This is a genomic window from Bradyrhizobium sp. KB893862 SZCCT0404, from assembly GCF_018130885.1.
Classification (GTDB): domain Bacteria; phylum Pseudomonadota; class Alphaproteobacteria; order Rhizobiales; family Xanthobacteraceae; genus Bradyrhizobium; species Bradyrhizobium stylosanthis.
Genome location: NZ_JAFCLT010000001.1, coordinates 1,584,652 through 1,610,407 on the forward strand (window position 1 = coordinate 1,584,652; position 25,756 = coordinate 1,610,407).

The window sequence follows — 25,756 nt, forward strand, 5'->3', positions numbered from 1 at the left end:
ACGTCTGTCCGCCGTCATGGCCGGGCATAGCCGTCCGAAGGACGGCGTCGCTTCCGCTCGCCTATGTCCCGGCCATCCACGGACTTTCAGACGCCCAAAAACGTGGATGCCCGGGACAGGCCCGGGCATGATGAATTCGGCGCGCGTGGATGCGGGCGGTTAGTGCGTCCAGGGCTCGCCGCGGCGGAACGAGAAATTGTCGGCATAGGCGACCGGGCGGCGGATCGATTCCTGGGGCTCGATGACCTGGTAGGCGATGCCCTTGCGCTCGCAATAGGCGACCGCCTCGTCCTTGCTGTCGAAGCGAAGGGTGATCTGCTGCTTCATGTCGCCCGACGAGGTCCAGCCCATCAGCGGCTCCACCGACCGCGGCTGCTCCGGCTCGTAGTCCAGCTGCCATTCCTTCGTCTTGGACCGGCCGGATTGCATCGCGTTCTTGGCGGGCTTGAAAATGCGTGCGGTCATGGGTGGTCCGGGCCTCGTTTTGCGTCTTTATCGTTCAATTTCGATGCGTCAGGGTGGCAGTTGTTGCAAACCTCAGGGATAGTATAGAGACACCGATCGGGAACTGATTGGTGATTCCGGCCCTCCGGTAGCCTCTGCGACGGTATAGTCATTATGCTGCACCGTGACAATTGCGTACCCGCCTCCCGCCCCGGGGTCCCGTCCGGGGCTACTGCCTCGCCGACATCAGCGTATCCGTCCCCTCCGAAAGCTCCCGTCGCATGGCCTTCCTGAACATCAACGCCACGCTGCCCGAAAAGGGCCGCGACCTCCGGCTCGACCTGTTTCGCGGCGTCGCCAACTGGGCGATCTTCCTCGACCACATCCCCGACAACGTGGTGAACTGGATCACCACGCGCAATTACGGCTTTTCCGACGCGGCCGACCTGTTCGTCTTCATCTCCGGCTACACCGCCTCATTCGTCTATGCGCGGATGATGCTGGAACGCGGCTTCATCGTCGGCGCCACCCGGCTGACCAAGCGGGTCTGGCAGCTCTACGTCGCCCACATCATCCTTTTCGTGATCTACATCGCCTCGATCAGCTATCTGGCGCTGCGCTTCGGCGATTCCGAGATGATCAACGAGTTCAACGTTGCCGGCCTCGTCGACAACGCCACCGAGACGCTTCGCCAGGGCCTGTTCCTGCGCTTCAAGCCGCTCAATCTCGACGTGCTGCCGCTCTATATCGTGCTGATGGGCCTGTTCCCGCCGGTGCTGTGGTTCATGCTGCGCAAGCCCGACCTGACCATGGCGCTGTCGATCGTGCTGTGGCTCGCCGCGCGCCATTTCGGCCTCAACCTGACCGCCTATCCGGCTGGCCAGTGGTACTTCAACCCCTACGCCTGGCAGGTGCTGTTCGTGTTCGGCGCCTGGTGCGCCATGGGCGGCGCCCGTCGTTCGATGACGCTGATCAACTCGCCGATTACGCTGTGGCTCTGCCTCGGGTACATGCTGTTCGCGCTCGTCATGACCATGGCCGGTCGTTTCCCCACCTTCGGCGGCATGTTCCCGGAATGGCTGTTCTCGGCCTTCAATCCGAACGACAAGACCAACCTTGCGCCCTACCGCTTCCTCCACTTCGTGGTGATCGTGGTGCTGGTGATCCGCTTCGTGCCGAAGGACTGGCCGGGGCTGGAGTGGAAGGTGTTCGATCCGCTGATCGTCTGCGGCCAGCAATCGCTCGCGGTGTTCTGCGTCGGCGTGTTCCTGTCCTTCGTCGGCCATTTCGAGCTGTCGATGAGCTCGGGCTCGCTGTTCGCGCAGCTCTTCGTCAGCATCGCCGGCATCGCGATCATGACCACAGTGGCCTATTACATCTCGTGGTCGAAGAAGCAGGACAAGCCGCTGAAGCCGCCCCCGGCCAAGCCGGCCGCCGCGGCCAAAGCGGCCTGAGAGAGGCGGCCTGAGAGAGGCAGCCTGAGCAAGGCCGCCTGAAGGTAGACCGCTGAGAGAGGCGGCGGCTAAGCCGCCTCCTCGCCGTCGAACTCGGTGAATTTCTTGTAGATCCAGTCGCGGCCGTCGTGGCGCCGCCAGACCTTGCCGTAAACGAGCTGCCCGTTGATCGAGCGCCGCGGCACGATCACTGTCCAGAGGTGCCAGATTTCGGTCCAGCTCGTTTGCGAACCGACGATTTTGAAGTTGCGATCGAAAGACATGACGCAGAACTCGACTGATACGCGCGCCGCAACGAACTGTGACCTTGTGTGAGCACGGATTTCAGGCAGCCGTCGCGGGCCAGGGCCGATTTGACCACGCCAGCGGAAGCGGCCGCAACAACCGCTCGCCCTTAACCTAACCGGTCAACCTTACCCGCCGCGAACGGCCGGCGAGACAGGTTGAAACCCGGCGCCGGCTTTTCTAGAATAGATGCGCAATTTGAGAACGAGCGCGCCGTTTTGGACGCGTGGCGATTTTGACCGACATTGATTTTGAAGAATGACTTACTCGGCTGGGGCGATCGCAATGAACTTGCAGTGTGTATGTCTGCGCCTGGCGGTGCGTTCGACGCCGCCTGCCCCGCTGCTCCTGACATCTGTCCAGGAGCCGCCCAAGCCCGCCAACGACAATCAGATGGTCTGGCCGTTCGTGCCGTTTCCGCCCGGTTGGCACGCGTCGAGCTGATTGCGCCTGCCTGAAAAAGCGCAACGCCGCACAAGCGGAATATCATCGCTTGGCGGCGTCCGTTTAGGCATTGGGCGCTGAAATCCCCAACACCCTTATGTCTGTGGCGACAGCCAAAGGTTCGATGAATCCCGGGTAATTCTGCGCCGCGTGCAGTGCGGTTAGACGGCGGCGGCAGCACTCGACGTGCTGCCGGATGCGCTCTGGCCACCGGTCCCGAGCGCGCCTTGCGCGTTGTAGGTCTGCCCCGCCTGATTGCCTTGACCACCTTGCGAGCTCGCGGACGTCTCGACCTCGGTCGTGCCGTCGGAATAGGTGATCGTCGTCGTGGTGACGCCGTCGATGGTGATGGAGACCTCGCTGACGATGGTCTTGGCCGACCCGCCGCCTCCCGATCCCGCGCTTCCGCCCGCCGACTGCGAAGACGATGCGGCCGATGCCGCCGATGTCGATGACGCCGCCGCCGTCGACGAAGCCGCCGACGTCGAGGATGCCGCGGACGACGATGCCGCCGCTGTCGATGCGGATGACGTCGCCGCCGCACTGGTTGATGCAATCGCACTGATGGACATGAAAGCCTCGCTTGAAGATGTCCTCGGGCGCAACGGGGTTGCGTGCCCGATCGTCTCCTTCAACGCGGCGGTCGGGCGAAGCAGGCGCGCGGAGGGCGTGAAAAAATCGACGAGGCAGTCATTTTCCGCACCCGGCGCAGCAACCAAACAGGCCACCCGCGCGTTGCTGCTTTTTCCCACCAATTATTCCCTCTCCCTTTTTCCCTCTCCTGGCACCCGCGAGCGTCCCAGACGGCGCGCCCGTTGCGGATGACCAGTCATCTCGTCTCACGTCCGTGTGAGCTGGAGCGCGGCCGGTGAATTTCTTCGACCGAGCAGAGACCAATCAAGAGCAGGCCGCAAGGCAAGGGGGTGCTGTGAGCCAGATTGATACGACCGAGAAACTCGAGAGCGCGCCTGAAGCCAAAAACTCATTGTTCGCACTCTGCGGCCTCGGCTTTGCCGCCATCGCCATGCTTGGCTGGATCTGCGCCCTCGCCTGGATTGCCTGGCGTCTCGCCGACTGGCTGCTGTTCTGAACTCCGGAACGCGGCCGGCTCCCGGCAACGGGAGCGGCCTCCCGATCGCATCAGTAGTGATAGTTCACGCCAACCGTCGCGGCATGGATGGTATCCTTGAGGTGCGCCACCGTGATGCCTTCGACAGGACTGATCAACTGGATCGGGCCCTTCGTGCCGAAGTCGTGGTAATTGTATTCGACGTTGGCCGACCAGCTTGGCGCAAACGCCCATTCCACACCGGCGCCCATCGTCCAACCGGTCCGCATGACGGACGCGCTTGGATCGACCGCAAAGCCGGCCGTCGGGCTGACATAGGCGTCATCGACCTTCTCGTGAGTCCAGGCGACGCCGCCCCGCGCATAAAACAGCCAGCTTAAGCCGTAGGCGTAGCCGAGCCGTGCCGTCACCGAACCCAAGAAGTCGTTCTTGAGGCCGAACCGCGATGGCACCGCGAGATTGCCGAGCGCGGGAAATCTGACACTGCTGCCGTGCTGGCTCGACAAGCTCGACCATGCGGCCCGGCCCTCGGCGCCGACGACCCAGTTGGATTCGAATTGATGGTCACAGCCGGCCTGTCCGCCGCCGACAAAGCCGGAGGATCCGAAATCAGCGGCCCCCCCAGCGCTGTTGATCGTGCGATCCTCGCTCGCGGCGCCGCCGATATGGCCGCCGATGTAGCATCCGGTCCAGTTGAAGGTGACTCGCGCAGTTGGTGGCGCCTGCAACGCAAGATCAGCCGCAGATGCCGTCGTTGCGGACAGGGCGAAAATCGCCGCGCCGTAAAGAGCTTTCAACATGTCCTCACACTCCCCCGTTGCATCGCTGGATTTGTGCACGCGAAGCTGACGCGGAGGTTGCGTGGTGGACAAGTTGTCGCGGGAAGCCTGCCGGCGGAGCCGGACGCCAGCGATGACGGACCGGAGCCTACCGGGTCGAAATCTGCAGGAAGTTGAAGGAGATTCAGGCCGGGGACTGGTCGGGGCAGCTGGAGCCTAACCTTTCCACACGAAAACCCCGGAAAACCTTGTGTTTCCTGCACTTAGCCCCTAACTCTGTAGGGGAGAATTGTAGGGAAGGCACATGGCAGCAGACACTTCGTACCTCTGGAAGCGCGGCAACACCTATTCGGCGGTCCTCGACATTCCGAAGAAGCTCCAGCCCGTCTTGGGCGAGCGGCGCTTCGTGAAGGCGCTCGACACGGACAGCCTTGCAGAGGCCAACAAGCGCAAGCTCCCTGTCCTGCTCCAGTGGAGGCAGGCGCTCGATACGGCTCGTGAGGCGGCCACAGACCCGCTTGCAGCGGCACGGGCGCTGGCGATGGTCAACCGCACCACCTTGGGCGACGACAACCCGCACTACGCCAACGCGGCCCGCATGGCGATTATGGAGGAGGCCCTTGCCATCGCTGAGAAGCACGGCAACGAGGCAGGCATCCGGTTCCGCGACGCCAGCTTGGGCAAGGCCACGTTCATCAAGGACACCTACAAGCTCTGGCTTGGCGAGGTCGAGGGAACCGAACAGACCAAGTGCCAGCACGAGGCCGCCGTCGAGCGCTACATCGAATGGGCGAAGGATGGCGTGACGGTCGAGGAGACCGACCGCAAGAAGACCGGCGAGTACGTGAGCAAGCTCATCGCCTCCTCTGGCCTCACGAAGCGCACCATCCAACGCCACTGCTCCTCGCTCGCCAACCTGTGGCGCTGGTACAAGGCGCGCGGCTACTTCGAGTGGACGGACAACCCGTGGCTTGGGCACGGCCTCGCCGCGAAGAAGGGCAAGGGGAAGCCCTACCGCAGGGCCTACGAGGACGACCTGATTGTCTCGCTGCTCAGCATCGACTACGGCAAGCGCTACAAGCAGGACATTCCCGACCTCGTGCGCCTCGCACTGATGACCGGCGCGCGGCTGGAGGTCTTCTGCGCGATGAAGAAGGATGCCATCAAGAAGCACGAGGGCGTCTATTGGGCGACCATTGAGGACGACAAGACGGAGGCAGGCGTCCGCACTGTGCCGCTCCACAGCGCCCTCAATGGGCTCATCGAGCGCCGCCTGAAGGGCCAGGGCGAATACCTCATCGCTGGACTGGAGCCCGGAGGCCCCGACAAGAAGCGCTCGTGGTATGTGGGCAAGATGTTCCGTTACCATAAGAGCAAGGCCGGGGCGAAGGAGAAGGGACAGGACTACCATGCGTTCCGCAACACGTTCATTGCGGTCATGGAAGGGTTGGAGGTCGCTGAGAGCACTGTGAAGCTCCTCGTGGGCCACAAGCGCCAGAGCATGACCTATGGGCATTACTCGAAGGGCGAACGCGTGAAGTTGGTGAAGGCTATCGAGACTCTGGACTACGGCCCGAAGATCATGAAGCTGATCAGCCAAACCGCTTAATCAGGTACTCGCCTATCCTCGCCGCAGCAGCACACATGGCGAGGAAGGCAACGATCACTAGGGGCGAGACGTGGTGATAAGCCAGCACGACCGCGAAGACCGCCCCTAGAACCAACTCGGACTTGCTGAAACCCAAAGCCATGCTGCCCTCACGATTAGGAACAGCAGCATGGTTATCATCGCGGCGACGGTGAAGCCACCCACGCGATTGAGGCGCACTATCGGGAACTCCTCATCGTAGCGGCCACGTCCGCCATGTCTTCGTCCTCAAGGTGGATATAGTTCTGCGTCGTCCTGTAGTCCTTGTGGCCTGCGAACTTCTGGACCTTTGCGCCCGCGTTGCGCCTTGCAGCGCGCGTGCAGCCCGTGTGGCGCATGCTGTAGACGTTGAAGCCCTTGTCGTATCCGAGAGATGCGCAGGCCGCCTTGATGGCCTTGTAGAAGTCGTCATGTGAGGGCAGCGCGCCGGTCTTGATCAGCATCAGCAGTTCCTTGCCTAGCTCGATATCGACGGGGATGCTGCGCGCCTCATCGTTCTTCGTCTTCCACAGCCGCAGCCACGCCCAATCGTTCCGCACGTCCACTTGCTGCTCAGTGAGGCTGAAGAACTCCGTAGGCCGCAAGGCCGCCGCAGCGAAGACCTCGTAGCAGACCTGAAGGGGACGCTCCGCAAGCGCAGCCAGCATCGGCGCGTCCTGCCAGTCTTTGAAGTAGAGCATGCGTCCCTTCGTTTCATTCTGCCATGGGAATGCAGGTGTGTTCATTGTCCAGCCAAGGAAGCGCCCATGGTCGAGCAAGGCGGACACCACTGACAGGTAGCGGTTGACGGTCTTGCCGCTCAGGGAGCCGCCGTAGCGCCCTCCCCGCGCCTCCAGAGCCCGCACAAACTCAGTGAGCTTATCATTTGTGATAGCTTCGAGGGTCGAGGTCGCGCCAAAGAACTCCATGACGACCTCAAGGCGTTGGTCGAGCGACGGGTCGCGGCTGTCCTTCCAGTCAGGTCGCTCAGCCCTCGCACGAACCTTGAGAGCGCCCAAGGTGTGCGGGTTGGCGCTGCCTGTGCCGTCCGTAGGCTCGCAGCCGAAGCGGTCCACATAGGCTTCCCAAGCGTCCGCCGCCTTCTTGGTGGTCGCACGGCAACGGCGCTTGCGTCCGTCAATCGTGCGCTCGCCAATCCAAATGCCCGTCTTCTTACCCTTGCGCGTCTCAGCGTAGCTCATCGCTTGCTCAACTTCTTTGCTATTGAATGCATCAGCTTCGTGCCCTCTTCGGACAGGAACGTCTCGTGTTCTCGCAGCGAGTGCGCCGATGGGCGAGCTTCGAGCAGTCCCAAGCCCGCCTCGCCACTTCGCATCTTCGGACCACAGTCGAGGAACGTCCGCGATATGGTCGAGGGCGGGAAGTCGGTTAGTTCGGAATACTTCTTTAGAGACTTCCCTTCGTTGAGCGCCACTGTGAGCATGACGATGACTTGATGCAGCGGCATGTTTGGTCGCAGTTCGATGAGTTCGCTAAGGACCTCGCATAGGTTCCTTAGCTGCTTTCGCTCCTCCTCAGAGAGCGGGTTAGAGCCTGCCAACTTATGTCCCCTCTTATTCTCTAATCCTGCTGCTTGATTTAGCATGTTTACGCCTCGCAACATTGTTGAAATTGCAATTAGATCACAAGAACCGTTAGGAGAACTGCCAGAGAGGCTAGAATTGCCTCTCTAGAGCCTGTCAGGGCGGCCAAAATGAAGACCGCCACGCCAAGTTGTATGAGCATTTGCGCTCCTCCTGCACACTTCTCAGGCCGACTCAGTGACAGTGAACCGCCTGCCCGCCCTCACGAGAGCCGGGAAGGTCAAGGCCACGCCGATGTAGGCCGCAGCCAGGACGAACTCATAGGGTTGCCAAGGTGTCAGATGCCAGTGCGGCACCGTGCAAACGATGTTGTAGGCGTATGGCGTCACCAAGGCGAGCAGCAAGGCCGAACGTTGCCCCAGCGCGACCGAAGCCCAAGCTACAGCGCAGATCATGAAGAACGATGGACCAGCCTCGCCCGGCATCCAAGGGCGCAAAAGCTCAGTGATGGGCAGGGTGATAAGGAGGGTCGAGAGGGCGAGCCCCTTGCTCCGCCAGTTGATGGGCGTGGGCCTGCCAAACGCCGACACTCTAAGGCGTTCCACAGCCGCAAGCGTCGCGTCGTCATGGTGTGGCGTGATGGTCAAGGTGTTGTCACCAAGCCCCGCATGCATGCCTTCGAGGAGGATGCTAACGGTGCCGCTCGCAGGGTCGATGCCGGACACGATGCCCCGCTCGCCTGCTTCGATGAAGTCTGATGGGTACAGGTCCACGGCAGCGCGGAACGTCACGCGATGCCCGACCTTAAAGGCAGGCCGCGCGCCAGCGACTAGCACGAACTCGCCGCCCTCCGCTGCCTCTGTGAAGATGCTTCCAGTTGTGAGGGCCAACCAGCCCGAACGGAAGATGGCACTATCCCGCGTTTTGTAGATGATCGGTCGCAAGTTCAAAGTATTCATTTCCACGCTCCAGAGGCCGCCTCGCCTCTTTTGATTGCATCACTGGTTAGGAACGCACGCCACTAAGCCGGAAGCACGAGATAACGGTAGCCTCGCCACTCCGTTCGCGCCTCGTTGCGCGCATCCTCGAAGGTGGTGTGTTGTAGACCAATCTCCTGCCACTTCATCCCGACCTTAACAAGCAGTTTGTATGCCATAACCGATTAACTCCTATTGTGTTCAATGCTGCGATGCGTTTGCATCACCGGGATTTTGCGGAGTTGAACGCAGCGCCTGCGGCCGCGCGCCACGCCTGCTCCGAAGTCTTGAAACCGCCTGCCATGGTCTCAGATGGCCTGCGAGGGCGCTTAGGCGTGATGTAGACCCATCCGCCGTGTTCCTCGCTTTCCTCGACCCTGTAGCCTGCTCGTGAGGCTTCGTTGATGTAGTCGAGCCACGTCTTACCGTTCGCCTTCACTTGCCCTGCTCCTTAAGCCAGATGCCCCAATCGCCGTAGTAGCTTGGTCCGTCCGTGGTGTTCGTCACCACCATGTCGTCATGCCAACGCATCTCCAATTGGCATTCGTCCCATACGTCCCAGCCTGTGAGAGCCCTTGCCGCTTCCATCGCCGCATCATCAGCGAACACCACACGCGCGGCGTTGCCATAGGTCTGATGCAAGCCCGTAACGCCTTGCAGGCGAGGCCCATCAAAGCCCCAATTATCCATGCTCTGTTCGGGATTGTTGCGCCCATGGATCAAGTAGAGTTCGAACATCGCAGCGCTCATGACAGATAGACCTTGCCATCATCGCCACGGTAGGCATCGCGCGACCCATCAGCCTTTGCTGCGCATGTGAGACGCTGCCCGACCTCGCCTAAGCCCCTATCCCAAAAGCCCGCGCCGTGGCCGTTGCGTGTCAGCCAGTAGTCATGCCCTGCCCGCTCCTCGTCGTAGCCCTCGACCTCATAGGCGCGGCTTAGAAGCGTCGCATAGCAGGCTTGGAAGTCTTTGCAGTCTTCAACGATGCTCGCCAGCGTCTCCGCTGCGAGGTCTTCGAAAGTCGCGTCTTCGAGTTCGGGATTGTCGCCGTGGCACTCTGTGAAGAACACGCACTCAACATAAGCTTGGGTGAACGTGTCGAGGTCGTTAAAGAGCCTAACGCCCTCTACGCTATCGTGCGGCATGATGAATTGCGGCATGTGGTGAACTCCTCACGAGGCGGGATGCCTCTAACGCCCTAAAGCGGGTAAGCCGAAGCTGCCCGCGATAGGTGCAATGTGATTGCAGTTGTGTTGATTGGTGACGTGCTAGAACCGATCGCGCGGCTTAAGGGCGCATTGCCCGACTATGTTTCCGTTCGCGTCGCTGATGTTGCGGAAGTGGCCGAAGTCTTCGCCCCGCTCTAAGCGTGTCGCGACCTCTCGAAGGCAGCGCGCAAGCTCCTGCTCTGGCGTTTCGTCAAAGGCTGAGTTGTCGCAGTTGATGGTAAGGCGGAATTGCATGGTGTTCCCTCGTGTCAATATTCGTCCAGGCGGATTAGTGTCAGTAGTCTTGAAAAGCTTCCTGCAAGGTCTTGAGCGCAGCATCACCAAGGGCGAAGCGAAGCTTGAGAGCGATGGCGAGGCAGGCTTGATAGGTGCGTTCGGCCTTGCGGCTGTCCGTGTCGTATCCGTAGTTGCTCGCCCAATCCTCAAAGCCGCCCATGTCGAGCACGTCCGCATCCATCACGAGGCTATGCACAACGTCGATTGCATTGGGCTCAATCGCGTTCTTCGCATTGGTCGCGCCATAGGCTTCCGGTCGAGAGCCCCAACGCACGCCCAAGGCCCTAAAGCCGTGCTCGCATTCGTAGGCAATCATCCAGCGACGTTCGGGCTTGTCACCATGGCTGTACGATGGGCAATGCGCGCATCCTGCGCTGTAGAGGGTCGAGACGATTGCTTGCTCGCCCTTGTGCAGCGTCACTTCCCAATTGAGCGAAGGATGGGCTTCGCCTTTGTTACGCGACTGCGACCACGGGATAAACTTGCTCGACACTCGCAGGCCCATTGCCTCGATTGCTGCCATTGCTTCGGTCTTCGCCATCGTCCTAGCTCCTCACGAGGCTTGATTGCCTCTCTAACGCCCTAAAGCCCGTAAGCTTGCGCTGCGGGCGATAGGTGCAATGTGATTGCAGTTGTGTTTATCGTTGACGTGGCTTTGCCTTGGTCGAGGGCTTCGAGGGCTTCGCAGGCTTCGGAGGCAGGTTAACGCCAATGAACGGATTGGGCAGGGCCTTGGACAGGTCGATAGCGGTCATGTGTCAGTCTTCCTTGTTGTGCTCGTTGAACTCAGCTTCGGTTAGGCCGTGAAACTCGACCATGTTGTGATCATCGGTCGCGATGCAGAAGTGAACCGACGACGTGCCGTGACGCTTGGCCGTGCTCCAGAGCTTGGACCATGAGACCTCACGCAGCCTGCTCTTAGGCGCTTCGTAGAACTCCAGAGCGTCGCGCATGGCGTTCACGAGGTCTTTGCGACGCGTCACAGCGAATGGGCCGAAGTGGCTATCAGGCATGTAACAGCCTTGCAGGCCGTAAGAGATGGTGAAGTAGCAAGTAGCAGCGCGGGACATGCTCGACCTCACAGGCTGCGAACGTAGTTCATTGCGGTCATGACCTTGCGCCGATAGGTCTTGTCATCGTGGACAGTGTTAGCGCAGCGCATCGCCTGCTTGAGGCAGAACATTGCAGCCTGCTTGTCGCCGCGCGTTACTGCATCGGTCGCAACGTGCAAGAACTCGTTGTAGATGGTGCGAAGGTCGGGACGCATTGTCTAAGCTCCTCGTGAGACTGTTAGGCCAGGGTGATTTAGTGTCAGCCGATAGGCCGTGATTGATCGGCAGAGACTTCGCAGCGCGTGAGGTAGAACCAATGAGACGCAAGCTTGCGCTCGTGGTCGCGCATCGAGAACCTTGCGCGGCGATACAGGGCCTCGAAGGCATCATCAGCAGAGCGAAGGAACAGGCGAGCAGACCACTCGCAGCCGTTGAGCCTGCATCGCAGTGTCAGGTCGTAGGCTTGGCGCTTCGTGGTCTGCATCGTGCTCGCTCCGTGTTGATGCCCCTAATATGATCGAACACGCTCGCAGTGTCAACACAACTGCAATCAATCTGCGAAAGAAATGCATTAGACCTTGGTAGTATTCGGAAGTAATCGCGAAGCCTCCAAAGCCCTCACGAGCCCTTGCGCCCTACATCTTGGGTCTAACAACGCTCGCACAATTGAATTGCGCACAACACAATAACGAGACGCGACGCTTCGACCTCGACCGAACTATGCACGCTCGCCCATTGTCCAGACCGAATGCATGGATTTGCCTGCACTCGCACGCACGACGGATACGCTATCCTTCACTTATCCTGTGCTATCAATGGCTTAGCTCGCGTGCGGGGCGAACGTGCGGGGCGCGGGTCGGGTCCCTGCCAGCCCCGATACTTGGCACGACCCTTGCGATAATGACTTCAAAATTCGGGGTTAAAGTCGCCGTTGTTGTTCGACTGAAACGGGCTGTGAAAGCCTCCGGGGCCGGGTCCCTCTTTGGGGCAATTGGGGCCAAGAAGAGGCAAGTATTCCCCAAGTAAGGCACCAATCCGGGTTTCTGCAATGCTTACAGTGGGTTAAGCGATCCAAGAGCCACCTATACACGGAGGCGCGGTCTGGATACTGCAACATGCCTCATTCGACCAAGTATTCCCTAGAAGAGGCCCGCTTAAGTGCCCTTAGAGACCTTCAACTACCTTGACAGCCTCGTGCCGGACAATCCGGTCGTCAGCGACGGCTTGGTCAATGGCGACGACCATATCAGGGGCCTGAAGCTTACCCTGAAGAACACCTTCCCCGGAGTCTCTGGAGCCCTCACGAGCACCTTGGGCAACTTCAGCGCCCTCTCTGGCACTGCTGCGGCTCCCGGCTACGGCTTCGCTGCTGAGCCCTCCTTGGGCTTCTATCGCTCCGCTGCGGGCGTGATCCGCGTGGCAGGCGGCAAGCTCGCGAACGCCACTCCGACTGGCGCTATCGTCATGTTCCCTGTTGCCCCTCCAGGCATGGGCACGACCATCAACGACGTGGGCCGCGACTTTCTGGAGTGCAACGGCGTCACGTTCAACACGGCGGACTATCCCGACCTCGCAGCCTTCCTTGGCGCGACCGGCAGCACGTTCCAAGTGCCGCTCATGACGGACACGGGCCGCTTCCCGCGCTCCCGCACGTCCTCTCTGGCCGCTGGCGCTCGACTGTCCAACCAGAACAAGACGCACACCCACGTTGTCTCCGGCAACACGGGCACCATCTCCAACGACCACACGCACACCTTCAGCGGCACGACCGGCACTGACAGCCCTGATCACACTCACGGCTTCTCCGCTTCGGTCTCAGGTAGCTCGACGGGCGGCGGTTCGTTCGCGGCGGGCGGTCCCATCCAAGGCTCGACCACTGGCGGCGCTAACCAGCGTCATGCTCACAGCTTCAGTGGCACCACGAGCGGCGCAAGCACTGGACACTCGCATCCCATCTCCATGACTTCCGCAACCGGAAGCGCAGACGGTGATGAGGCGCGGCCTGAGTGCATCGCGTTCGTGTTCTGCATCAAGACATAGGCAATGATCACTCTCTTCCCGAACATCGTCTCCATCACAGACCGAACCCGGCGACGCCGCGTGATGGTGCTCGTGAGCCCTATCGTGCTCTGCGAGTACATCGTCAACTCAGTCATCGGGTTCTGCATCGACTTCAAGCGCCTCTGGCAGGCGTAGCGTTTCTGCAATCCTGACAGCGGATAACGGGGGTAAGGGGGCTTACAAAGCTCTCCAGCATCTCAAGCTCCTTAAGAGTAGATGTTGAAGCCTAACTATAGTGCTCCCTTAAGAGCCTTAGTAAGCCTTACCCTCTCGCTGTCTCCAACATCATCCTCATGGCCGTGCCCTCACGCGTAAGCGTGGGCGCGACGCCGCATGGAGACCTCAGTGAGCCTCCCTAAGCTCCGCAATCTGGACAAGTACGGCGTCATCACGGACGTTGACCCGTTTGACCTCCCGCTTGGCGCTTGGTCGATGGCTCTCAACGTGCGCTTCGAGGATGGCCGAGTCACTTCTGCGCCCGTGTGGCGCGCTGTAGGCAACGCGCTGACGAACACCAAGCCTCGCTTCGTGTATGTCGCGAACAAAGCCGACACCACCACGTCCGTCTACGTGGGCTCCCTCGACGGGAGCGTGACAGACTGGACCCCTTCCAGCGAGACCGCCGTGAACGTCACTGGCTTCACGCCCAACGAGGCTGAAGCGCAGTGGAGCGGAGCGACACTCGCGAACGTCGTTTACCTCAACCGCGAAGACCGCATCCCGTGGCTCATGCGCCCGGCCGACACGAAGTTCTCCAACCTCACGGGTTGGGACCCTTCATGGCGCGCGAAGCTCATCCGTTCCTATGCGAGCGCCTTGGTGGCCTTCAACATCACCAAGACGGGCGTGCGATACCCGACGCTGGTAAAGACTTCCGACCTCGTGATTGAGGCGGGCTTCGAGCCGCCCTCATGGGACGCGACGGACCCGACCACGAACGCGACCGAGAACCCGCTGACTGAGATGAACGGCGAGATTGTCGAAGCTCAACAGCTTGGCAACTCCATGATCATCTACAGCAACAGCGAAGCGTGGCAGATGACCGCGGATGGCAGCGACAACGTGTATGCGTATCGCCCTCTGCCGTTCTCCAAAGGCGCTATCGGGACCAACTGCGTCGTAGAGGTCGATAACCAGCACTATGTGTTCGGTTCGGACGACATTTGGCGACACGACGGCCTCTCCAGCGAGAGCATCGCGGACGGTCGAGTGCGCAAGTTCATCTACAACAGCATGAACGCGAAGCAGAGCGACCGCTTCTTCGCTTCGTACAATCCCAGCAAGAAGACCATCAGCTTCCACTACGTGAGCGGCGACGCTTTCGTGAGCTTCAACGGCAACGGATGCAACCGCGCAGCGGTCTATCATCTGACCTCGAAGACTTGGACGTTCGATGACGTGCCTCTGGCGTTCGCCTCCGGTTACGCGAAGGTCTCGCTCAACACTCAGACGTGGGCGAGCGTCACTTCGACGTGGGCGACGGCTGGTGGCTCGTGGCAGGACCTCGAAGACGGTTTCAAGCGCACCATGATCTACGTTGGCGAGAACGCCAGCGGCCTCACGGCACGCGTCTACGCACGCGACAACTACGGCAACGGCTCCAACCTCTCCGCTTCGGTGGACACGGTGGCGACGCGGCCGGGCTTGCTGCTCCGTGACGGCATCGACATGGACGAACTGGACGCTGAGTTGCGTGGATACAAGGTTCTGCTCGCCATCTGGCCGCAGGGACGCTTGGACTCCGGCGCGGCTCCGTTGAGCTTCAGCGTGGGCGTGACCGACTACCCGAACGTCGCCCCGTTCTTCGACGCGCCTCAGACCTATGACGCGCTTGAGAACTACAAGCTCGACTTCACGGCGTCCGGTCGCTTCCTCAGTCTGCGGATTGACTACCCCGACTACAAGACCATGAGCTTGAGCGGGTTCGACTTCGAACTCGACAGTACAGGGTCTCGATAACATGGCCCGCGCCTCTGCTTCGGTACGCGCGGGTCCTCATCTGCGTGTAGCTCAGCCCGGTTAGAGCACTGGCCTTGGAAGCCAGGGGCCGAAGGTTCAAATCCTTCTGCGCAGACCAACCTTTGGAGGTCCCATGAGATTGTGGGAGTTTGAGAACAACCGCAACACTGCCAACGAGGCACTGTTCAAGCGGATGCTGGCTCTCGCGTATCCCGACGTGGACCTCGTGGTGTCAGGCCATCACATATTCTATCGGCGCGCGGGAGACCCGCAGCACGAAGAGATACCGAGCGCGGACGCGCTGATCTTCGACCACACCATCGCTCAGAAGGTTTGGGGAGACGGCTACAGGGACGTGTTGACTACGCTGGTTATTGAGCCTGTGGCAACGCGCGATGCGCTCCTGCAACGCCTATTCGAGGGACGGCATGGCTGATACCGACGCACTGCGCAACTACACGGTTGGCGACCCGCCGACACTGCCGAACGGTGATAAGCTGTACCTGTCCGCGCAGCTAAAGCTTATCTCCATCGCCCTCAACCTCATCATTCAGGTGATGAAGAAGCTCGAAGCGCGCATGGCCGCTCATGGGATTTGAGTTCTACGCAGAGTATGCGCTGAGCGATGCTCCTGAGTACGAGGCCGTGCTTCACGAGCTTCGGGACGAACACGAGCAGCAGATGATGGTGATGCACATTGACGTGTATCATTTCGCTCCTTCCGTGCTCAAGCGCATGAAGCGAGAGTTCTCTGCACTGCGCTCCTGCACGGACGCAAACCTATTCGCTATCGAGCCCTCCCCTGATGACGCCAAGTGGCAACGCTTCGTCACCATCATGGGCTTCGACTTCTTATGCCGTGTCGAATGCACGGACGGCCTCTCACGGCGCTGCTATGTGAGCAAGAAAAAGAACAATGACCTCATCCAGCACTTCCGAGTCCAAAACGAGCGCCCCGTGGTCGGTCCAACAGCCGTATCTTCAGCAGGCGTTCGGGCAGGCGTCAACGAACCTCGCTAACGCCAACGCGAACACTTACACGGGCGACCAAATCGCTCAGATGACCCCGGAGCAGCTTGCCAACTACAAGGCAATGATTGCGCGCGGCGGTGACATGAGCGGAGCCGACACGTCAACGAACGTGGGCATGAGCACTGCCAACGCAGGCTCCAGCGCTCTTGGCACGGCCCTTCAGGGTCTCACGAACTACAAGCCGACTGGCGGGACTGACAGCAACATCGCTGCTGCGACCGCCTATGCGAACAACCCGGCCGTCGATGGTATGGTTGCTTCCGCGATGCGTGACGCGACGCGACAGGTCTCCGAGCAGACGTTGCCGCAGCTTCAGCGCTCCAGCGCCCTCACGGGCAACACGTTGGGCACTCGCAGCGCCATCTCGCAGGGTCTTGTCGAGCGCGGCTTGGCCGATGCGACGGCGGACACGAGCGCGAACATTCGCGGCAACCTCTTCAACGCTGGCCTCCAGCTTGCGGAGAACGGCCGACAGGCTGACAACAGCGCCTCGCTCTCTGCGCTCAACAGCGCGGCCGGTGCAGGCAACAGCGCCGTCAACTCTGGTGTCGGTGCCATCGGCAGCGGCATCTCTCAGGCAGGCGGTCTGTTCGACCTCGCCAACACTGGCGGCTCCGGCTTGCAGCAGAACGCTCAGAACGCCATCGACAACTCGAAGGGCATGTCTGAGTACGCCAACGGCACGGCTGCACAGAACCTTCAGAACTTCTTCAACATCATCGGCTCGAATAATTGGGGTGGTACTCAGACGGGTACTTCCACGAGCACGCCGAGCACTTGGAGCACGATTGGCTCTGCGCTTGGTATGGGCGCTTCGCTGTTCAAGCTCTCCGACCGACGACTGAAGACGGACATTCGCTGCATCGGTGCGGCCGACAACGGCTTGCCGATCTACACGTTCCGCTACATCAACGACCCGAAGGGCGAACTCCACATGGGCTTCATGGCCCAGGACGTGGAGAAGGTTCGACCTGAAGCGGTGTCGAAGGTTGGCGGCGTCATGGCAGTCAACTACGAACTCGCGAGCAAGTAATGGCACAGTGGAACCCGCTTTGGGGCGACGCAATCGCCTCTATCGAGAGCAGCGGAGGCAACTACAGCCTCCTTGGTCCCGTCACCAAGAGCGGGGACCGCGCCTATGGCAAGTACCAAGTCATGGGCAACAACATCGGTCCTTGGACGCAGAGCGCTCTAGGGCGCGCTATGTCGCCGCAGGAGTTCTTGCAGGACAAGGACGCTCAGGAAGCTGTCTTCAAGCAGCAGTTCGGCAACTCAGTAGACAAGTATGGATCGCCGCAAGAGGCAGCGTCTGTCTGGTTTAGCGGTCGTCCGATGGCTAAGGCGGGGAATGCCTCCGACATTCTCGGAACGACCGTGCCCGCTTACGTCAACAAGTTCAACGCGTACATGGGCAACCCAACTCAGCCCGCAGCAGTCGCCGCCATCAACCGAGCGGCCCCACAACAGCAGTCAGGAGACGGCAACGTGAATACTCCCCCGCCCGATGACGGCTTCATGGGCGCGCTGCTCAACCGCATCAATGGCAACAGCGCCGCTGGTACGGGCCAAGCGCCTTACGACCTTGGTGACGCCTTGGGCAACGCCGGCGCTGCGATGATGGCGCTCGACAACCCTCGTGGCGCTGCTGTGCTCGCTTCCATGACGGCAGCGAACCGCAAGGCCGCGACGCAGAAGAAGATGACCGAGTGGTCCTTCGAGCCCGGCACGGGCACGTTCTATCGCACGGACCCGAACACGGGGAAGCTGGAGACGATGGGCGGTCCTAAGAAGGAAGCGCAGGGTCCCAAGCTCTCCGAGAGTGCTCTGAAGCACGTTGACGAGACGATGGGTAACTACGACTACCTCTCGCAGTCCGCGACGAACGCCGCAGACATTCTGGACGACCTCAACACGGGCAAGCTCGACCTTGGCATGTTCAAGAACTGGATCAACTCCGGTAAGAACATGGCGGGCATCAGCGATGAGCAGTCGCGAGCCCTCGCCCGCTTCAATCAGTATCAGCAGAGCCTCGTCAACGACAACCTGCGCCTCAACAAGGGTGTGCAGACCGAAGGCGACGCCTACCGCGAACTGAAGTCGTTTGCTGCCAACGGCACCAACTACGACAACGAAGCCGCGAAGGAAGCTCTGAAGCGCGTCATCACCAAGTCGCAGGAAGCCGTGACGAAGCGTGGCGTTGCCAGCTTTGACACTCACAAGGCGACCTACGGCGACGACGCTTTCGCGCCGTACAACGACATGGTGACGGGTTGGAAGTCCAACTTCGACAACATCAACCAACGTATCGCGAAGATGGGCCAACCGGCTCAGCCTTCACCATCAGCAAACGTACCTGACCGCTCTGCCGTAGAGGCTGAGATGCGTCGAAGGGGCCTGTTGAAGTGACCGACCTAACCTCCTTGTCTGACGATGACCTGCGAGCGCTCTACTCTGCTGCTCCTGACTTGACTAAGTTGTCAGACGAGGAGCTAAAGGCCGCATACGCTGCTCATCAACCCAAAGCCGACACGTCGATGCTCAGCGCGCTCAATCAGGGCGCGTCTGACCTCGTGTCGGGCGTGGGCAAGACCGTCAAGAACTACATCAGCACTGATGCTGGTAAGGCTATCGAGGCCAAGGGCAACTCCCTCGCCTCCAAGAATTACAAGTCCGCCTCCGAGCAGTTCATCCATCCCGACGACGGGGCGGATAAGCACACGCTAGGCGTCGATTGGTCCGCACTGCCCCGTGCAGCGGTCGAGCAGGCTCCCGCCCTCGCCTCTGACGTGGCCGGACAGGTGCTCACGAAGCGCCTTGGACCTGTGGGCCAGTGGCTCGCCAACACCTTGACCTTCGGGGCCAGGACGGCGGGCGGCGAAGCTGAGAAGCGTGCTCAGGCGCGCACTGGCGACGCCAACGCAGAGCCGACGACCGAAGACAAGCTCACGGGCTTGACCTCGACGCTCGCTCAGTCCGCCCTCAACAAGATGGGCACGAGCGCCATCGTCAGTCCCTCGAAGGTGACGGCGACGGGCATCAAGGGCGCGTTGCAGGCAGGCGGCAACGTCGCCAAGGCCGCAGCGACCGAAGGCGTGACCAACGCGGCTCAGGACGCCGTGTCGCAGGGCTTCGCCAAGCGAGGCACGGACCAAGAGATGGACCCGGCCGCCACGAAGGGCGCGCTGATCATGGGCGCTCTTGGCGGTGGCGTTTTCTCAATGCCGCACGCGGCCAAGGAGACCATCACGGTCACTCGCATGCGCAATCAGAGCGCAGACGAGCATACGGCGATGGCGGCCAACCGCATCACTGAAGCCGCAGGCGGCTCCAAAGAGCTATCCGACCCGACCGTGGCCTTCGACGCCACGAAGCGAGCAGTGGACGACGTTAGGCGTGAGCTTAGCGACGCGTCCAAGAGCGTCACGAACCCATCGCAGGTCGCAGCCAACGCCATCGACGCTGCCAAGCGCGGTGACAAGCTGTCCCAGCGTGACCTCGCAGCCGTTGACGCGGAAGGCAACGAACAGTTGTCGTCCCTCGTGCGTCAAGCCACGGCGCTGAGCAAGCTCGTGGACATGGGCAACTACGACAGTGGCGAAGGCCGCTTCGCAGGCGGCGGTAGCGAGTTCGCTCGCAAGAACGCCAAGGCCGCCCTGTTCGGTCTTACCGGCATCGGCGCGCTGCCTCACATTGCTGCCCAAGGCGGTATCGGCCTCGACACCTTGTCCGCCACGCTCCCGCACGTCGCGTCGTCTATCGCGACCGGCTACGGCGGCTACAGGGGTCTAAAGGTCCTCGACAAGATGCTTGGCACGGCCTCGCCTGCTCAGACGTTCGCCAACAAGTTTGGTGACGCCAGCGGCAACGTCCGCGTCCAGCCGCCGCTTAACCAGAGCCCGACCGGGCCGAAGGTGGTGCCGCAGAACAGCCTCACGACTCCGCAGCCTTGGGGACCCGTCCCTGAGCCGATGCCGAAGTTCAAGCCAGACGTGCTTGAGCCAGGTATCGCGAAGATCGTTGAGAAGCTTCAGCGCCAGAAGCAGCAGCAGACGGCTCGTGAAGCGATGCCACTGCTCCGGCAGTTGGCTCAGGACGCGAAGCCTGCTCCTGAAGCTCCCGGCCTCGACGCCAGCGCGCTCAACGAGCAGATCAAGGGCGCTCTCCTGATGGCGTCTGCGCGGCGCAAGCTCGCAGGCCAGATGCAGGCAGAGGCGGAAGCCGAAGTGTCTCCGATGATCCAAGAGCAAGGCGGTCTCGAAGCTGTTCGTAACCCCGCAATGGGCAAGCGAGCGCAAGAACTCATCAGTGCTGCTAACGCGCTGGCGAGGCTCCGACGACAGCCGGAAGAGGAAGCCCCTGCTCCCGCTCCCGACGCTCCCGAAACTCCTCCGACCGCGCCTGAGCCCTCCGTGGCACAGCCGAAGAACGTGGACACTCGTGGCGCGACGCCGACTGATGCTCCTCCGCAACCCGAACCGTTCGTGCTCCCTGAGAGCCCGCACGTCTTCAAGGAGCCGAAGGAGGCCGCAGAGGCGATCTACAACGAGGCAGTGGCAGGCGGAAAGACCATCCGTCACGCCGAAGGCTTCAAGGCTGGTACGACCCGCCGTCTCGCGGGTGAAGAGGCGATCTACAACAAGATTAGCACTGCGATGCCTACCGTGGCAGAGCGTGGAGCCTTCCATAAGTACCTCGCAGCCCTGTGGGGCTCCGACAGTCCCGACGTTGTGTCGCAGGTTCGTGAGCACATGCTTGCAGAGTTTCCGCAACACGCGGGGACCATCATGCAGCATCTCTCAGACGAAGCGATCAAGGGCCTATGGACCAAGCCAAAGAAGAAGTAGCAACCAAGCGCGGTAGGAAGCGACGCAAACGCTCCTACCGCCGCATCAAAGACCCTGTGCTGAAGGCCCGCAAGGCCATCCAGTGCGCCATCAACACTGAGGCGCGAACTGAAGCTGGACAATCTCGTGCTCGTGTCCCCAACGGGTGGACGCGAGTGCAGGTTGACGTGCAGGAGGTCTACGACGGCATCAGAGCCGACCTCATCATGGATCGAATGAAAGCTGAAGGCATGATTGACCAGACGCAACCGGGCGACTTCGAGACCGTAACGGTTGAAGTCAACGGGCTCCCTGTGGAAGTCCGCGTGCCCAAGACCGAAGCAGGAATGGCGCAAGCCGCCCTGCGGGAAGCCATCATCGGTGCGATCAGTCCTCTGACACCGCGCAAAGATCAGGTGGCTTACATTCGCACTGTCCTTGAATGGACCAAGAAGAAGCCTGCGACCGACAGCAACGTGAACCTCAAGTCTGAGGAGTGGCTGGAAGCCGCTCTGAAGGACAATGATGGATACGAAGGATCAGGCGAAGATAGCGCTCCGTAGGCGCTTCTACAACGACTTCGACTTCTACGCTAAGCACGCACTGAAGGTTCGCTCGAAGCAGAACAAAATCGTTCCCTTCGAGTTGAACCTTGTGCAGCGTAAATTCCACGCCGAAGTGGAAGACCAACGCCGCCGCACGGGTCGCGTCCGCAAGATCATCCTCAAGGGACGACAGCAGGGCCTCTCGACCTACGTTTCCGGCCGCAAGTATTTCCGGCTGTCACAGCGCACAGCCAAGAAGGGCATCGTCATCGCTCATAAGGCCGAGAGCACGCAAGCGCTCTGGCAGATGTATAAGCGCTATCACAATGCCTGCCCGGAGTGGCTGAAGCCCTCCACTGCGTACTCCTCGAAGAAGGAGTTGAACTTCGACAAGCTCGATACAGGCTTGATCGTTGCTACCGCAGGCGGCGACGGCGTTGGCCGTGGCGAAATGCTCTCCGACATGCACTTGTCAGAGCTCGCCTTCTGGCCCGCCAACAACGCAGACGAAACCCTCAACGGCCTGCTCCAGTGTATGCCCAACGAGGACGACACTGAGGCGTTCATCGAAAGCACCGCGAACGGCTTCAACCTGTTCAAGGACCTTTGGGACGGCGCTGTGGCTGGCATCAACGGCTTCGAGCCGTTCTTCTCGCCTTGGTTCGATAGTCCTGAGTACCGATACCCGGTGCCAGAGGGCTTCGAGCGCACGCTGGAAGAAGACGACCTCGTGTCGCTGTACGGCCTGGACGATGAGCAACTGATGTTCCGGCGCACCAAGATCGGCGCGCACGGACGCATGAAGTTCATGCAGGAGTATCCCTGCACGCCCGACGAAGCCTTCATCGCTTCCGGTCGTCCCGTGTTCAACCCTGAGCAGATTGTCGAACTCCTCGCCAACAAGCCGCCTGTGCTTGAGACGAAGGACGTGGAGGAGACTGGCGTATTCCAGCACGGCAACAACGTGCTCCGCATCGCTGACACTCCCGTAGGCCGCTTGACGGTTTATCGAGAGAAGGAAGCTGGCGAGCAATACGTCATCGGAGCCGACGTGGGCCTTGGCGTGCAGGACGGCGACTATTCGGTTGCCCAAGTCCTCGACACTGAGAAGCGCCAAGTCGCCATCTTCCGCGCTCAGGTGCATCCCGACTACTTCGCGGACATTCTCGCGGCGATCGGTCGCTACTACAACGAAGCGCTGATCGGTCCTGAGCGCAACAACCACGGCCTCGTGACGTGCTTGCGGCTCTACAAGGACCTCGAATACCCGAACGTCTACCTCGACCTCAAAGAGGGACAAATCGAGGATCAGGACACCCTCAACATCGGCCACTACACGGACGTAAAGACCCGCCCGCTCATCATCGACCGCCTTCGAGGCGCGATGCGTGAGGGCGAGATTTTCGTCAACGATGAGACGACCCTGAAGGAGATGCAAACCTTCGTCGTCAACGAGGCGGGCAAGATGACCGCTGAAGCGAAATGCCACGACGACTGCGTGATGAGCCTTGCCATCGCGAACCACATTCACCCCGGACGCGCCACGCCCGTCATCATCCCTGACGACTACTATGTGAACGCAATTTGATGCTCGATACAAAGAAGAAGTACGGGAAGACGGAAGAAGAGATTATGGCACTGGTTGACCCTGCGGTTGGCCGGTCCACGTCTTGGGTTGACACCACTCTGTCCTCCGAACGAACGCGCATGCAGCGCTACTACGACGGCCAACTCCCGAAGCGACAGCACGAGGGAAGCTCCAGCTACGTCTCGTCTGACGTGCAGGATGGCGTCGATAGCATGAAGTCGCAACTGCTCGAAGTGTTCGGCGGTGCTCACGATATCATCCGCTTCAAGCCGCTCAACGCGACCGACGTTGACGTGACGCGCCTTGAGACCTCCTATATCGCCTACCTGATCATGGAGGAGAACAAGGGCTTCGAGATTTTCGAGGACATCATCGACGATGCCTTGAAGAACCGAAACGGCGTCATCCAATACTATTGGGAAGACTGCATCGAACGCGATGAGCATACCGTCACGGGCATGGACTTTGACGACGCTCAGGCGCTCGCCTCGCAGGAAGACGTTGAACTCGACCTTGAACTCAACGAGGAGACGGGCCTGTACGACGGCTCGTGGACGCGCATTGTCGATAAGTCCGGCCTGCGCATCGAGAACGTCCCACCCGAAGAGTATTTCTCGGACGGCACTAAGAAGAAGCGACAGGATGGCGTTCGGGGACGCAAGACCCTGAAGACCCGTGCGGACCTCCGCAAGGAAGGCTATCCGGCCGATAAGGTCGAGAAGATCGGCACGAGCAACGAACTGGACTTCGACAGCGAACGACAGACGCGTGACCAAGACACGAGCGACAACATGCCCCGCGACGCGGCGCAGCCGGAGCTTGAGAGCGTCATGGTCTACGAGACGTTCATCCCGCTCGCCCTGAAGGGTGACGGAACGTCCGCGCTCTATCGTGTCGTCCACGCTGGCGGCCAGTTGTTTGAGCTTGATGAGGTTGCCTATGACAACTTCCTCGACTTCAAGCCGCTCCGTCGTCCGCACTCGCAGTTCGGCAACAACTTCGCCAAGCGCATCGTCCCGACGCAGAACGCGCGCACGGTGCTCACGCGAGCCATCCTCGACCACACGGTTACGACGACCAACCCTCGCTGGACGGTCCTCAACAACTCGCTGACGAACCCCAAGGAGCTTCTTGAGAACCGCTTGCGCGGTATCGTGAACGTCAAGAACCGCGACGCGATTGGTGTGCTGCCTTACCCGCAGATGAACCAATTCGCCATGCCGGTCCTTGAAATGCTCAAGAGCAACAAGGAAGAGACCACTGGCCTCTCCTCGCTGTCTCAGGGTCTCAACAAGGACGCCATCAGCAGCCAGAACTCGCAGGGCATGGTGAATGACCTCGTGAACCTCTCGCAGGTTCGCCAGAAGATCATCGCCCGCAACTTCGCGATGTTCGTGCATGACCTGTTCCTTGCGTGTCGCCGTCTCGTCATCGAAAACCAGACCCGTAAGAAGGTGTGGGAGTTCGACAACGAGTTCGTCAACATCGACCCGAAGCTCTGGACGCCCACGCGGAAGGTCCAGGTCTCCCTCAACGTCGGTTACGGCGAACAGGAGAAGGAAGCGGCGAAGTATGCCCAACTGTGGGGCATGCTCTCGAATGACCCGAAGGCGTCAATGTTCTGTCCGCCCGATAAGCAATACAAGTTGCTCACGGACGGTCTGAAGAAGAACGGCTTCATCAACGTCAACGACTACCTCATCACTCCTGACAAGGTGCAACCGCCCGGCCCCGACCCAATCGAGATGAAGAAGCTCGAAGTCGAGGACAAGAAGGCACAGGCAGCGCTACTCACGGCTCAGGCCGCGATGGCGAAGGCTCAGGGGCACCACGAGATTGAGATGATGAAGGTGCAGATTGCCGAACTTCTGGCTCAGGTCAAGGAGTTCACAGCGCATCGCGACGCCGACCGCAAGGACATGGACATCGCCAACAAGGTCAACGTGTCACAGCGTGAGACCGAGATGCTTGAGAACGCTCCTCCAGCCGCCGAGAAGGCAATCATCAGTCCCGCATGAGCAATCCGTTCATAAACCTCCTGCTCTCCCGCTACGACAGTGGCGGGGGAGTACAGTTCGCCGGAAACGGCATGGACGACCTCAAGGGCCTTACCGACGCTCTCGCTGCCTACAAGAAGGCGGCGGGGCCGGACGAGCCCAAGAAGGACGACAGCCCGAAGGTCGCTCCAATCGACCGCATCAAGGCCGCGTTCGAAGACCTCAGAAACATGCACAGGACCTCCGACGCATCAGCGCCGCAGACCTATGGCATGGCTCCGGGCTCTCCAGCGCCTCCACTGCCGACTGGCACGGTAACGCCCGCGCCCATCTTCAATGGCTTGATGGCTCAGGACAGTGCTCCGGCCGCTCCACGCGTGCCGATGCCGCAACCGCGCCCTGCGGAAGCGGATGCACAACAGCCTGCCTTGATGAGCTTCTTCCAGCGCAACGCTGCGATGATGAAGGACCCATCGACGGGCGACTACATCGACCCACAAGGAGCCGCAAAGGCCGGAACGCAAGCAGGCATCTTCGACCGCCTGTTTGGCTAACAACTCTCCCATAC

Annotated in this window: 30 protein-coding genes and 1 tRNA gene; 18 read left to right on the plus strand and 13 right to left on the minus strand. The window is 60.7% G+C overall.

Going from position 1 to position 25,756, the window contains the following annotated elements:
• Positions 1 to 159: 159 nt before the first annotated feature.
• Positions 160 to 465 carry an ETC complex I subunit gene (locus JQ617_RS07870; protein ID WP_063683633.1) on the minus strand — a complete coding sequence of 102 codons (306 nt, stop codon included), beginning with the start codon at positions 463 to 465 and terminating at the stop codon, positions 160 to 162.
• Between the two features lie 260 nt (positions 466 to 725).
• Between JQ617_RS07870 and JQ617_RS07875 the strand changes: the two genes are divergently transcribed.
• Positions 726 to 1,898 carry an OpgC domain-containing protein gene (locus JQ617_RS07875; protein ID WP_212025681.1) on the plus strand — a complete coding sequence of 391 codons (1,173 nt, stop codon included), beginning with the start codon at positions 726 to 728 and terminating at the stop codon, positions 1,896 to 1,898.
• A gap of 68 nt (positions 1,899 to 1,966) precedes the next feature.
• On the opposite strand, the gene JQ617_RS07880 is transcribed toward JQ617_RS07875, so the two are convergent.
• On the minus strand, positions 1,967 to 2,161 hold the full coding sequence (locus JQ617_RS07880) for a hypothetical protein (protein ID WP_212025683.1): 195 nt from the start codon (positions 2,159 to 2,161) through the stop codon (positions 1,967 to 1,969).
• Positions 2,162 to 2,942: 781 nt separating this feature from the next.
• Here JQ617_RS07880 and JQ617_RS07885 point away from each other — a divergent pair.
• Both JQ617_RS07885 and JQ617_RS07890 read left to right on the plus strand, forming a co-directional pair.
• Positions 2,943 to 3,452 carry a hypothetical protein gene (locus JQ617_RS07885; protein WP_212025685.1) on the plus strand — a complete coding sequence of 170 codons (510 nt, stop codon included), beginning with the start codon at positions 2,943 to 2,945 and terminating at the stop codon, positions 3,450 to 3,452.
• A gap of 43 nt (positions 3,453 to 3,495) precedes the next feature.
• Positions 3,496 to 3,717, plus strand: a complete 222-nt coding sequence (locus JQ617_RS07890; protein ID WP_212025687.1) for an RNA-binding protein — start codon at positions 3,496 to 3,498, stop codon at positions 3,715 to 3,717.
• A gap of 50 nt (positions 3,718 to 3,767) precedes the next feature.
• Here JQ617_RS07890 and JQ617_RS07895 read toward each other — a convergent pair whose 3' ends face one another.
• On the minus strand, positions 3,768 to 4,568 hold the full coding sequence (locus JQ617_RS07895) for an outer membrane protein (RefSeq protein WP_249156704.1): 801 nt from the start codon (positions 4,566 to 4,568) through the stop codon (positions 3,768 to 3,770).
• A gap of 211 nt (positions 4,569 to 4,779) precedes the next feature.
• On the opposite strand from JQ617_RS07895, the gene JQ617_RS07900 reads away from it, so the two are divergent.
• Positions 4,780 to 6,084, plus strand: coding sequence for a DUF6538 domain-containing protein (locus tag JQ617_RS07900; protein WP_212025689.1), 1,305 nt, complete (start codon positions 4,780 to 4,782; stop codon positions 6,082 to 6,084).
• Here the strand turns inward: JQ617_RS07900 and JQ617_RS07905 are convergent.
• The 10 genes from JQ617_RS07905 to JQ617_RS07950 form a co-directional block, all read right to left on the minus strand.
• Positions 6,068 to 6,226 (minus strand): hypothetical protein, encoded by a 159-nt coding sequence (locus tag JQ617_RS07905; RefSeq protein WP_212025691.1) that lies wholly within the window; start codon positions 6,224 to 6,226, stop codon positions 6,068 to 6,070. The two genes, JQ617_RS07900 and JQ617_RS07905, sit on opposite strands and share 17 nt — an antisense overlap.
• 76 nt (positions 6,227 to 6,302) lie before the next feature.
• The gene (locus JQ617_RS07910) at positions 6,303 to 7,304 is read right to left on the minus strand and encodes a tyrosine-type recombinase/integrase (protein ID WP_212025693.1); all 1,002 of its coding nucleotides are present in this window, start codon (positions 7,302 to 7,304) and stop codon (positions 6,303 to 6,305) included.
• A complete protein-coding gene (locus JQ617_RS07915; RefSeq protein ID WP_249156706.1) occupies positions 7,301 to 7,570 on the minus strand; it encodes a hypothetical protein in 270 nt (89 codons plus the stop codon). Before JQ617_RS07915 ends, JQ617_RS07910 begins: the two co-directional genes overlap by 4 nt.
• Positions 7,571 to 7,870: 300 nt before the next feature.
• Positions 7,871 to 8,605: a hypothetical protein gene (locus tag JQ617_RS07920; protein WP_212025696.1), complete on the minus strand. Its 735-nt coding sequence runs from the start codon at positions 8,603 to 8,605 to the stop codon at positions 7,871 to 7,873.
• Between the two features lie 453 nt (positions 8,606 to 9,058).
• The gene (locus JQ617_RS07925; protein ID WP_212025698.1) at positions 9,059 to 9,361 is read right to left on the minus strand and encodes a hypothetical protein; all 303 of its coding nucleotides are present in this window, start codon (positions 9,359 to 9,361) and stop codon (positions 9,059 to 9,061) included.
• Between the two features lie 8 nt (positions 9,362 to 9,369).
• On the minus strand, positions 9,370 to 9,786 hold the full coding sequence (locus JQ617_RS07930; protein ID WP_212025700.1) for a hypothetical protein: 417 nt from the start codon (positions 9,784 to 9,786) through the stop codon (positions 9,370 to 9,372).
• Positions 9,787 to 10,129: 343 nt separating this feature from the next.
• Positions 10,130 to 10,672: a hypothetical protein gene (locus JQ617_RS07935; RefSeq protein ID WP_212025702.1), complete on the minus strand. Its 543-nt coding sequence runs from the start codon at positions 10,670 to 10,672 to the stop codon at positions 10,130 to 10,132.
• Positions 10,673 to 10,889: 217 nt separating this feature from the next.
• Entirely contained in the window at positions 10,890 to 11,201 is a 312-nt protein-coding gene (locus JQ617_RS07940; protein WP_212025704.1) for a hypothetical protein, read from the minus strand.
• A gap of 8 nt (positions 11,202 to 11,209) precedes the next feature.
• Positions 11,210 to 11,398, minus strand: a complete 189-nt coding sequence (locus JQ617_RS07945; RefSeq protein WP_212025706.1) for a hypothetical protein — start codon at positions 11,396 to 11,398, stop codon at positions 11,210 to 11,212.
• Between the two features lie 44 nt (positions 11,399 to 11,442).
• Positions 11,443 to 11,667 (minus strand): hypothetical protein, encoded by a 225-nt coding sequence (locus JQ617_RS07950; protein WP_212025708.1) that lies wholly within the window; start codon positions 11,665 to 11,667, stop codon positions 11,443 to 11,445.
• 674 nt (positions 11,668 to 12,341) lie between these two features.
• On the opposite strand from JQ617_RS07950, the gene JQ617_RS39910 reads away from it, so the two are divergent.
• The 14 genes from JQ617_RS39910 (at position 12,342) to JQ617_RS08020 (ending at position 25,742) form a co-directional block, all read left to right on the plus strand.
• A complete protein-coding gene (locus JQ617_RS39910) occupies positions 12,342 to 13,223 on the plus strand; it encodes a phage tail protein (protein WP_212025710.1) in 882 nt (293 codons plus the stop codon).
• 3 nt (positions 13,224 to 13,226) lie between these two features.
• Complete coding sequence (locus tag JQ617_RS07960) at positions 13,227 to 13,379, plus strand: hypothetical protein (RefSeq protein WP_212025712.1); 153 nt, start codon at positions 13,227 to 13,229, stop codon at positions 13,377 to 13,379.
• A 210-nt stretch (positions 13,380 to 13,589) separates the two neighbouring features.
• The gene (locus tag JQ617_RS07965; RefSeq protein WP_212025714.1) at positions 13,590 to 15,203 is read left to right on the plus strand and encodes a hypothetical protein; all 1,614 of its coding nucleotides are present in this window, start codon (positions 13,590 to 13,592) and stop codon (positions 15,201 to 15,203) included.
• Positions 15,204 to 15,243: 40 nt separating this feature from the next.
• Positions 15,244 to 15,321 (plus strand) — tRNA-Pro (locus tag JQ617_RS07970).
• Positions 15,322 to 15,336: 15 nt separating this feature from the next.
• Positions 15,337 to 15,639, plus strand: coding sequence for a hypothetical protein (locus tag JQ617_RS07975; RefSeq protein WP_212025716.1), 303 nt, complete (start codon positions 15,337 to 15,339; stop codon positions 15,637 to 15,639).
• A complete protein-coding gene (locus JQ617_RS07980; RefSeq protein WP_212025718.1) occupies positions 15,632 to 15,802 on the plus strand; it encodes a hypothetical protein in 171 nt (56 codons plus the stop codon). Before JQ617_RS07975 ends, JQ617_RS07980 begins: the two co-directional genes overlap by 8 nt.
• Positions 15,792 to 16,223 carry a hypothetical protein gene (locus tag JQ617_RS07985; RefSeq protein ID WP_212025720.1) on the plus strand — a complete coding sequence of 144 codons (432 nt, stop codon included), beginning with the start codon at positions 15,792 to 15,794 and terminating at the stop codon, positions 16,221 to 16,223. Before JQ617_RS07980 ends, JQ617_RS07985 begins: the two co-directional genes overlap by 11 nt.
• A gap of 40 nt (positions 16,224 to 16,263) precedes the next feature.
• Positions 16,264 to 17,268, plus strand: coding sequence for a tail fiber domain-containing protein (locus JQ617_RS39915; protein ID WP_249156708.1), 1,005 nt, complete (start codon positions 16,264 to 16,266; stop codon positions 17,266 to 17,268).
• Positions 17,268 to 18,641 (plus strand): hypothetical protein, encoded by a 1,374-nt coding sequence (locus tag JQ617_RS07995; protein WP_212025722.1) that lies wholly within the window; start codon positions 17,268 to 17,270, stop codon positions 18,639 to 18,641. Before JQ617_RS39915 ends, JQ617_RS07995 begins: the two co-directional genes overlap by 1 nt.
• Positions 18,638 to 21,079: a hypothetical protein gene (locus tag JQ617_RS08000; protein ID WP_212025724.1), complete on the plus strand. Its 2,442-nt coding sequence runs from the start codon at positions 18,638 to 18,640 to the stop codon at positions 21,077 to 21,079. The genes JQ617_RS07995 and JQ617_RS08000 overlap by 4 nt, the downstream gene beginning before the upstream one ends.
• A complete protein-coding gene (locus JQ617_RS08005) occupies positions 21,055 to 21,621 on the plus strand; it encodes a hypothetical protein (RefSeq protein ID WP_212025726.1) in 567 nt (188 codons plus the stop codon). Before JQ617_RS08000 ends, JQ617_RS08005 begins: the two co-directional genes overlap by 25 nt.
• Positions 21,581 to 23,191 (plus strand): terminase large subunit, encoded by a 1,611-nt coding sequence (locus JQ617_RS08010; RefSeq protein ID WP_212025728.1) that lies wholly within the window; start codon positions 21,581 to 21,583, stop codon positions 23,189 to 23,191. Before JQ617_RS08005 ends, JQ617_RS08010 begins: the two co-directional genes overlap by 41 nt.
• Complete coding sequence (locus tag JQ617_RS08015; RefSeq protein WP_212025730.1) at positions 23,191 to 25,209, plus strand: portal protein; 2,019 nt, start codon at positions 23,191 to 23,193, stop codon at positions 25,207 to 25,209. Before JQ617_RS08010 ends, JQ617_RS08015 begins: the two co-directional genes overlap by 1 nt.
• The gene (locus tag JQ617_RS08020) at positions 25,206 to 25,742 is read left to right on the plus strand and encodes a hypothetical protein (RefSeq protein ID WP_212025731.1); all 537 of its coding nucleotides are present in this window, start codon (positions 25,206 to 25,208) and stop codon (positions 25,740 to 25,742) included. Before JQ617_RS08015 ends, JQ617_RS08020 begins: the two co-directional genes overlap by 4 nt.
• Positions 25,743 to 25,756 lie beyond the last annotated feature (14 nt).